The organism is Streptomyces sp. RP5T, from assembly GCF_003933965.1.
Taxonomy (GTDB): Bacteria; Actinomycetota; Actinomycetes; order Streptomycetales; family Streptomycetaceae; genus Streptomyces.
In genome coordinates this window covers 1-6,111 of the sequence record NZ_RSAJ01000504.1, presented here as the reverse complement: position 1 = coordinate 6,111, position 6,111 = coordinate 1, and the positions used below count along the sequence as shown (strand labels likewise).

Annotated in this window: 6 protein-coding genes; 3 read left to right on the top strand and 3 right to left on the bottom strand. The window is 67.7% G+C overall.

The genetic code is table 11. The features are described from left to right. Window positions 1-170: 170 nt before the first annotated feature. Complete coding sequence (locus EHS43_RS34715; RefSeq protein WP_185806542.1) at window positions 171-1,196, top strand: PQQ-binding-like beta-propeller repeat protein; 1,026 nt, start codon at window positions 171-173, stop codon at window positions 1,194-1,196. A 286-nt stretch (window positions 1,197-1,482) separates the two neighbouring features. Here the strand turns inward: EHS43_RS34715 and EHS43_RS34710 are convergent, their stop codons facing one another. After that, window positions 1,483-2,529 (bottom strand): transposase domain-containing protein, encoded by a 1,047-nt coding sequence (locus tag EHS43_RS34710; RefSeq protein WP_185806541.1) that lies wholly within the window; start codon window positions 2,527-2,529, stop codon window positions 1,483-1,485. Between the two features lie 284 nt (window positions 2,530-2,813). Between EHS43_RS34710 and EHS43_RS34705 the strand changes: the two genes are divergently transcribed. Both EHS43_RS34705 and EHS43_RS34700 read left to right on the top strand, forming a co-directional pair. Beyond that, window positions 2,814-4,343, top strand: a complete 1,530-nt coding sequence (locus EHS43_RS34705; protein WP_125194616.1) for a caspase family protein — start codon at window positions 2,814-2,816, stop codon at window positions 4,341-4,343. A gap of 69 nt (window positions 4,344-4,412) precedes the next feature. Next, the gene (locus EHS43_RS34700) at window positions 4,413-4,898 is read left to right on the top strand and encodes a hypothetical protein (RefSeq protein WP_125194615.1); all 486 of its coding nucleotides are present in this window, start codon (window positions 4,413-4,415) and stop codon (window positions 4,896-4,898) included. 21 nt (window positions 4,899-4,919) lie between these two features. On the opposite strand, the gene EHS43_RS34695 is transcribed toward EHS43_RS34700, so the two are convergent. Together EHS43_RS34695 and EHS43_RS48300 are read right to left on the bottom strand one after the other, a co-directional pair. After that, a complete protein-coding gene (locus EHS43_RS34695; protein WP_260470838.1) occupies window positions 4,920-5,528 on the bottom strand; it encodes a replication-relaxation family protein in 609 nt (202 codons plus the stop codon). Next, the gene (locus EHS43_RS48300) at window positions 5,483-5,803 is read right to left on the bottom strand and encodes a replication-relaxation family protein (RefSeq protein WP_260470837.1); all 321 of its coding nucleotides are present in this window, start codon (window positions 5,801-5,803) and stop codon (window positions 5,483-5,485) included. Before EHS43_RS48300 ends, EHS43_RS34695 begins: the two co-directional genes overlap by 46 nt. Between the last annotated feature and the right edge of the window lie 308 nt (window positions 5,804-6,111).

Sequence of the window (6,111 nt, the reverse complement as noted above, 5' to 3'; positions counted from 1 at the left end):
CCAGTGCGCAGGCGACGCAGGACCACAGCGCATGGCCACCACAAGCCCAGGCACGGCCGCAGCCCGCCCCGACACAAGTGCCGGCGCGGACCACCAGGGGGCGGCGGCCGCTGGCGGCCGCGGCCCTGTGGACCGCCCTGGTATCGGCCGTGGGAGCAGGAACATGGGCCGTGACCACTCTCCTGCCATCCGAGCCTGAATGGACGGTCCCGGTCGAAACCACCCTGGCCGCCGGGCCTACCACGACCCGCCATGCGGTCTACGTCGGCGACACCAACGGCACCGTCTACGCCCTCGACGCCGCCACCGGCCGCACCCGGTGGACGCACCCCGCGTACCTGATCCCGCACACGACCCTGGCCGCCGATGACGACAGCGTCTTCGTCAGCAGCCAGGACCACACCGTCTCCGCCCTCGACGCCGCCACCGGCCAACCCCGCTGGAGCACCCCCCTCGATCCCATGACGGGGCCGGTGACGGCCAACGGACTGGTCTTCGCAGCCGACCACAACGGCCGCATCCAGGCCCTGGACGCCGCCACCGGCCGCCCCCGCTGGAGCGCCTGGGTCGACAAAGAGGTGGCCGCCGGCCCCGTCGTCTCCCACGGGACGGTCATCGCCGCCGGTCAGAACGGCATCGTCTACGCCTTCAACGCGGCCACCGGCCACGCGGCCTGGTCGGCCAACATCCCCGCCCCGGTGCGCAACGAACTCACCACAGCAGGCGGCACAGTCTTCCTCAGCAGCAAGGACGGACGCGTTCACGCCCTCGATCTCGCCACGGGCCTCATCCGCTGGAGCGCGCGCACCGGTATCGCGCATCTGACGGCGGGCAAGGCATACGTCTACGCCTGCACGGCACGGGGAAAGGCCGTCGTGGTCGCATTGGACGCGGATACGGGGGAGGAACGGTGGCACCACGCCACCTCGCAGCACGCCTCCGACACCGCCATCGCGGTGGCCGGCGATACCGTGTACGCCGCTGCCGACGGCGAAATCGACGTCCTGTACGCCCCCACCGGTGAATCCGGCTGGGGGCCCGACCTGCCAGCACTCCCGAAGAACAACCCACACGTCAGCATGGCTCCGGTCGGCGGCACCCTCTACGTCACCACCGCCCACACGGCGCGCGCCATCCACATGGGCAACGACCCCTTCCCCGCAGCCGTGCACGGATACGGAGCCGCAGGCCAATGAGTGGGCGGGTGCGGAGCAGCATGGCGCACGGGCAGTGGCCCGGGCGAGCGTCCCGATGCACTTCGGGAGCGTGCCGGGTCCGGGGCGGCTGTGGTGGGTAGATCCGCGACCACGTCGCCGTCGATGCCCGGATCGACGGCGTCGGCGAGCTGGTCCCGGATCATCGTGAATGACCTAGGGCGCCTCCTGATCGACTTCGAATCTTCGGCAGCCCCTCCGCCACCCTCCCCGCCAACGCCGAGCCGATGCCCTACCAGCAAGCCGTGCACTGGCTGACTGACGCGGGTCACATCAGCGAGCGCAGCGTGTGGTGCACTAGCAGGTGCCCCCAGACCTCCTGCTCGACCCCGGCCGGCCAACGGGAGCGCAGTACCAGCGGGCCGTCGCGCCACAGCTTCCCGACCGCCTGGAACGAAATCCCGAAGTCCCGGTACCGGTGAGCCAGCGCCCTCAGATGCCTGGCGGGGTGGGCCTCGTGGTCCAGCAGCGTTGTCACCAGAAAATACGAACCCTCCTCGATCACGCGAACCTCTGTGTGGCAGCGGCCGGACGAGTCGCACATACCGCTGAGATAAGAGCTGTCCGGGAAGGCTGTTCGCCACGGCATTGGAGGTTCGGCTCTGACGCGCCACAACAGGTCGGCTCCGGAGGCGCGCACCGCCGGCAACAGGTTCAGGTCTTCGGCACCACAATCTGCGAGAACCAGGTCCTCGGGGGACAGGCCGGTGAATAGTTCCCGCGCCAGGGTGGGGTCGGTGCTGGTGACCGGAAGTCCCACTGCCGCCTTGGTGATGGTGTCGCTGCCGCACTCCGCGAGCACGGCGACCCTGGCCCGTGGAAGTGACGTGCGTACGGTCACCCGCTCGACAACTGGGGTCGTCGCGCCGTACCGCGCCCTGTTGTCGGGGGTGTCGGGGACGCTCACCGTGGCAGCGTCCGCCGCAAGGACCCGCCACCTGCGATAGCTATCGCAGGTGGCGCGCGCAGCACTACTCCGCATGACGGCCTCCGAGAACAGCGCGGCCATGGGTTCGGGGCCAAGGCGGGCCCGCGCCCGGGACAGGGCGGCAGTGGTCGGAGGCAAGGGCGGGACCGGGTTCCTTCCCCGGTCTGCCCAGTTCAGGGACTCCGCCAGCAGTTGCACCACCTGTCCGTAACTGCGATGCCAGAAAAGGCATATGGCCAGCACGAAGTACACGACCGTACGGGCGGGAAGACGCCGACTGCGCAATTCGGACCGGCCGCACTCGGCCACCACGTGATCGACGAGGTCCGGCGGGAAGGTGCGCACGAGCAGCCGGACGGCGATCCGGTCGGACAGATTGTCCTCCACGCTGGCCCTCAGTTGCCCCGGCCGTGGCATCGGGATATCTCCCTTAAGTCAGCGGTTCCGATTTCCTTCTGTTTGCCCTATCCGGTCAAGTAGAGAAACCATGGAAGAGGCAGAACCGATCCGGCTTTCTTCCACTGGTTGACGCGATACACAACCAACTCGGTTGCATCGCACGAGAGGAATCGATTCCCCTCGCGAGAAAGTGTGATGAATCGATTCTTTACGTGATCCGGCGGCGTCCGTGCCTCCAGAATCACCTCGTAACTCCTTGAAAGGAGAATCAAATGGCCAACCGTGCATTGCTGGTCGGAATCGACGAATACGAGGTTCCCGGCAACGAACTGAACAGTTGTGTCAACGACACATACGCCTTTCGGGACTGGCTGAAGCAGTCGGACTTCTCGGACAACGCGGAGATCCGGATGCTCCACAACGAGGACGCCACGCTGGCACGGGTCCGCGACGGCCTCGACTGGCTGCTGACTGACGCCGAGTCCGGCGACCGCTGCGTCTTCTACCAGTCCTCACACGGGTACCGCTACCAACCCGAGGACGAGCCGGGCACCTTCGTCGAAGTCCTGGTCTGCCACGACCGCTACCAGTTCTTGCACGACAGCGAACTCGTCGAGCGGAGCCGGCAGGTGGATCCCGGGGCGCTCACTGTGATCCTCGACGCCTGCCACTCGGGCGGCATGAACAAGGACTGGATCGACCCTCAGCAGCGCTTCCAGACCGCGCGGGCGAAGGTCTTCATACCCCCAGCCGACATGCTCGCGGCACAAGCCAAGTCGCTCGCCGGAGTCGAGGCCCCGACCCTGAAGCTCTTCGGCCGCTCGGCTACTCGTTCCGCGACGAAGCTGTTCGCCGGAGCGAGGGCCGGTACGAAGGGCCCCAAGGCGCAGCCCGAGGTAGAGATCAACGCCGTGCTGCTGACGGCCTGCACCGCCCGCCAGACGGCCGCTGCGGGCAGTGAACGCACCAACGATCTCTCGGCGTTCACCCACGCGCTCCTGAAGGGGGTGGACTCGTCCACCCCGGTCAGCGACCTGATCGAGCGTGCCGGCGAAACCCTCGACGACCTGGGCATGGAGCAGACCCCCGGCTGCTTCGCCCCTCAAGACCTGCAACCTCTGCTCTCCGAGCCCCTTCTCGCCGAGCAGCCCACAGGAAAGGAACCCACCACCATGACCATGACCGCGACCACCACGCCAACCGAACGCGACATCAGGAAGGCCCTCCAGCCGCTCATCGATGCGGCGACGGGTGCCGCCTCCAAGAAGCCGAGCGGCAAGGGGTATAAGGGCGCCGGATCAGGTGCGGACGGCAAGCCCGACGTTGTGGCGTACGCGGCGAAGCTGGTGCCCGCCTTCGCCGCCGTGAGCAAGGCTGCCGGGGTGAAGCCGAAGTCGCTGTACCTCGACGACTTCTACATGGACCAGATCGACGGGGGGTGGCTGACCGACGTTCTCGACACGTCGTGGCAGATGACGAACTGCTTCCCCCAGACCTATCTGGACCTGTTCGCGGAGACGCCGAGCAAGGACTTCGCGGAGGACGCCCTCACACGGATCAAGCGGAAGGTCCCCCGCAAGGTCTTTGAGGACCCGGCTTTCTGGGATTCCGTCGTCCACGTCCTGGTCACGCTGGCACCGGTGGTCATCGACATGGTCACCGGCGACGGGAGCAGCGACAAGTCGGTGAAGGACCCCAAGAGCTTCTGGGACGACATCGTCGAAGGTGTCGGGGACTTCGTCGAGGACGCCATCCCCACGGCGGTCGATGTCGCCCAGGTCGTCCTCCCCTGGATCATCTGACCGACTACCGTCTTCAGGGGCGACTGCCTTGGCAGTCGCCCCTGGGGCTGAGACCCCAAGGAAGGCACCATGCCCCCGACCGTCCACGACGACATCTACGCGAAGGCGGCCCGCGACCTCGCCGACTTCACGGAACCTGATCTGTCCGATTTCACGGACGATGACATCGACACTGCAATGGCCCGCGCTTTCACCGCGGCGGGCGCCCGGCCTAGCTGGTTGGAATGGCTCCGTACGGCGATCCAAGAGGCGAGCCACGGCGATGTCATCTTGGAAGACGCCGATTCCGACGAATTCCCGGCCGCCGTTAAAGGTCTCGACGTTTCATATCAGCGCCTTCGCGGTGAATCGGGTTCAGGGTCCGGATCCGTTGAACGTACGCAACTGCTCACCATAGGGCAATTCGAACGCCCCTTTCGGTTCGTGCGGGGTGTCCGGGAAATCCGCAATTCCTCGTCGTCACTGCACGACGCCGTCCGAGAATCGCTGCGCGACATCATCGACGAAGCGCTCCGCCGCAGGACTCCTACCGAGCCGGAGACGCCGGGCAATTGACCGAGTGTGACCATCACGGGTCTAGATGTTCCACGGCACCCGCCGGTCGGGGTCCTGGACGGGGCGCCATACGGGTGCTGCCGGGCCGTGGGGGAGAAGGTCGGTCAGTGGGGCCACGAGGACGGGCACCTCGTGCAGAAAGCTGTACAGGGCCAGCTCTCGGGTAGCCGCGTGCAGGGCGGTGATCCGGTTCTCGATGCCGGTAGGGCCGGTGCCGTCCAGGACGATCAGCAGCCGTGGGAAGAGCGGGTAGCGCCGTCGCCACTCTTCAACGCCTGGTTGTTGGATGGTTGGCCGGCGTCCCGGGATGGTGGGCACGTAGGAGTGGAGGCGGGCGTAGGCGGTCAGTTTGGCGGCGAGGCGTTCGGGGCCCATGGTGGCGCGGTCGACCTCGACGAAGGCCCGCAGCATCGGCCCGCCCTCGCCGTCGACCGGGCCGCGCCGGTAGTACAGGAGGGCGTCGGGGATGACGGCCTCGCCCTTGCCGATCGGGTGGTGGACCTCGGTCATCCAGTCCATCGGCCGGCACACATCGCCGCGGCGTCGCGCGTCCTGGAGGAAGGCCAGCCCCGTCTCGGTCACCGTCAGCGCGTGCCCGACCTTGAGGCGCACGGCGGTCGGATCAGACACAGTCCTGGAGGGTCGGCGCCCCGCAGCTCGGGCCACTCCCCGGCGACCCGCACCCCATAGCGGGTGGGGAACCACACCCTTCGCCGTCCGGCCTGCGGCAGCGTGATCGGGTCAACCAGTCCTTCTTCCCGCAACCGGGCCAGGCGCCGCCGGGTCTGCTCGATCCGCACCCCGGGGGCGACCGCCCAGTGCATCTGCTCCGTGGTGGCCATCCGGTACTGCACTAGCACCGCAAGCGCCAGCCGGTCCCCGCCACCCGCGTCCACACCGATCATCGCGATCCGCTCGCTTCCCGTCCGGCACGGCGCAGCCTCAGCGCCGCGTGTACCGGCAAGGTCAGCGGTCGGCCCCGACCAGAAGGGCGACCACATGGGCCCGACCACGATCACGAAGTCACAACACTGCCGACGACCAGACCCCACAACTCCGCCGACAACCCGGCCGACAACCCTCCGCACCCTCTCCCGCGCTACCCGCGAACTCGCAGGTCACCACGCTGGTTCGGCCGGGGTCGGGAGGCCGACATCCCCTCTACGCCCCCAAGTCCACGCCCAAGCCGGAAGGAGAGAAGTGGGTGGGTGGG

Coding starts and splice junctions, on each gene's coding strand:
- EHS43_RS34705 (WP_125194616.1), top strand. CDS start 2,814: ATGGCCAACCGTGCATTGCTGGTCGGAATCGACGAATACGAGGTTCCC.
- EHS43_RS48300 (WP_260470837.1), bottom strand. CDS start 5,803: ATGATCGGTGTGGACGCGGGTGGCGGGGACCGGCTGGCGCTTGCGGTG.
- EHS43_RS34700 (WP_125194615.1), top strand. CDS start 4,413: ATGCCCCCGACCGTCCACGACGACATCTACGCGAAGGCGGCCCGCGAC.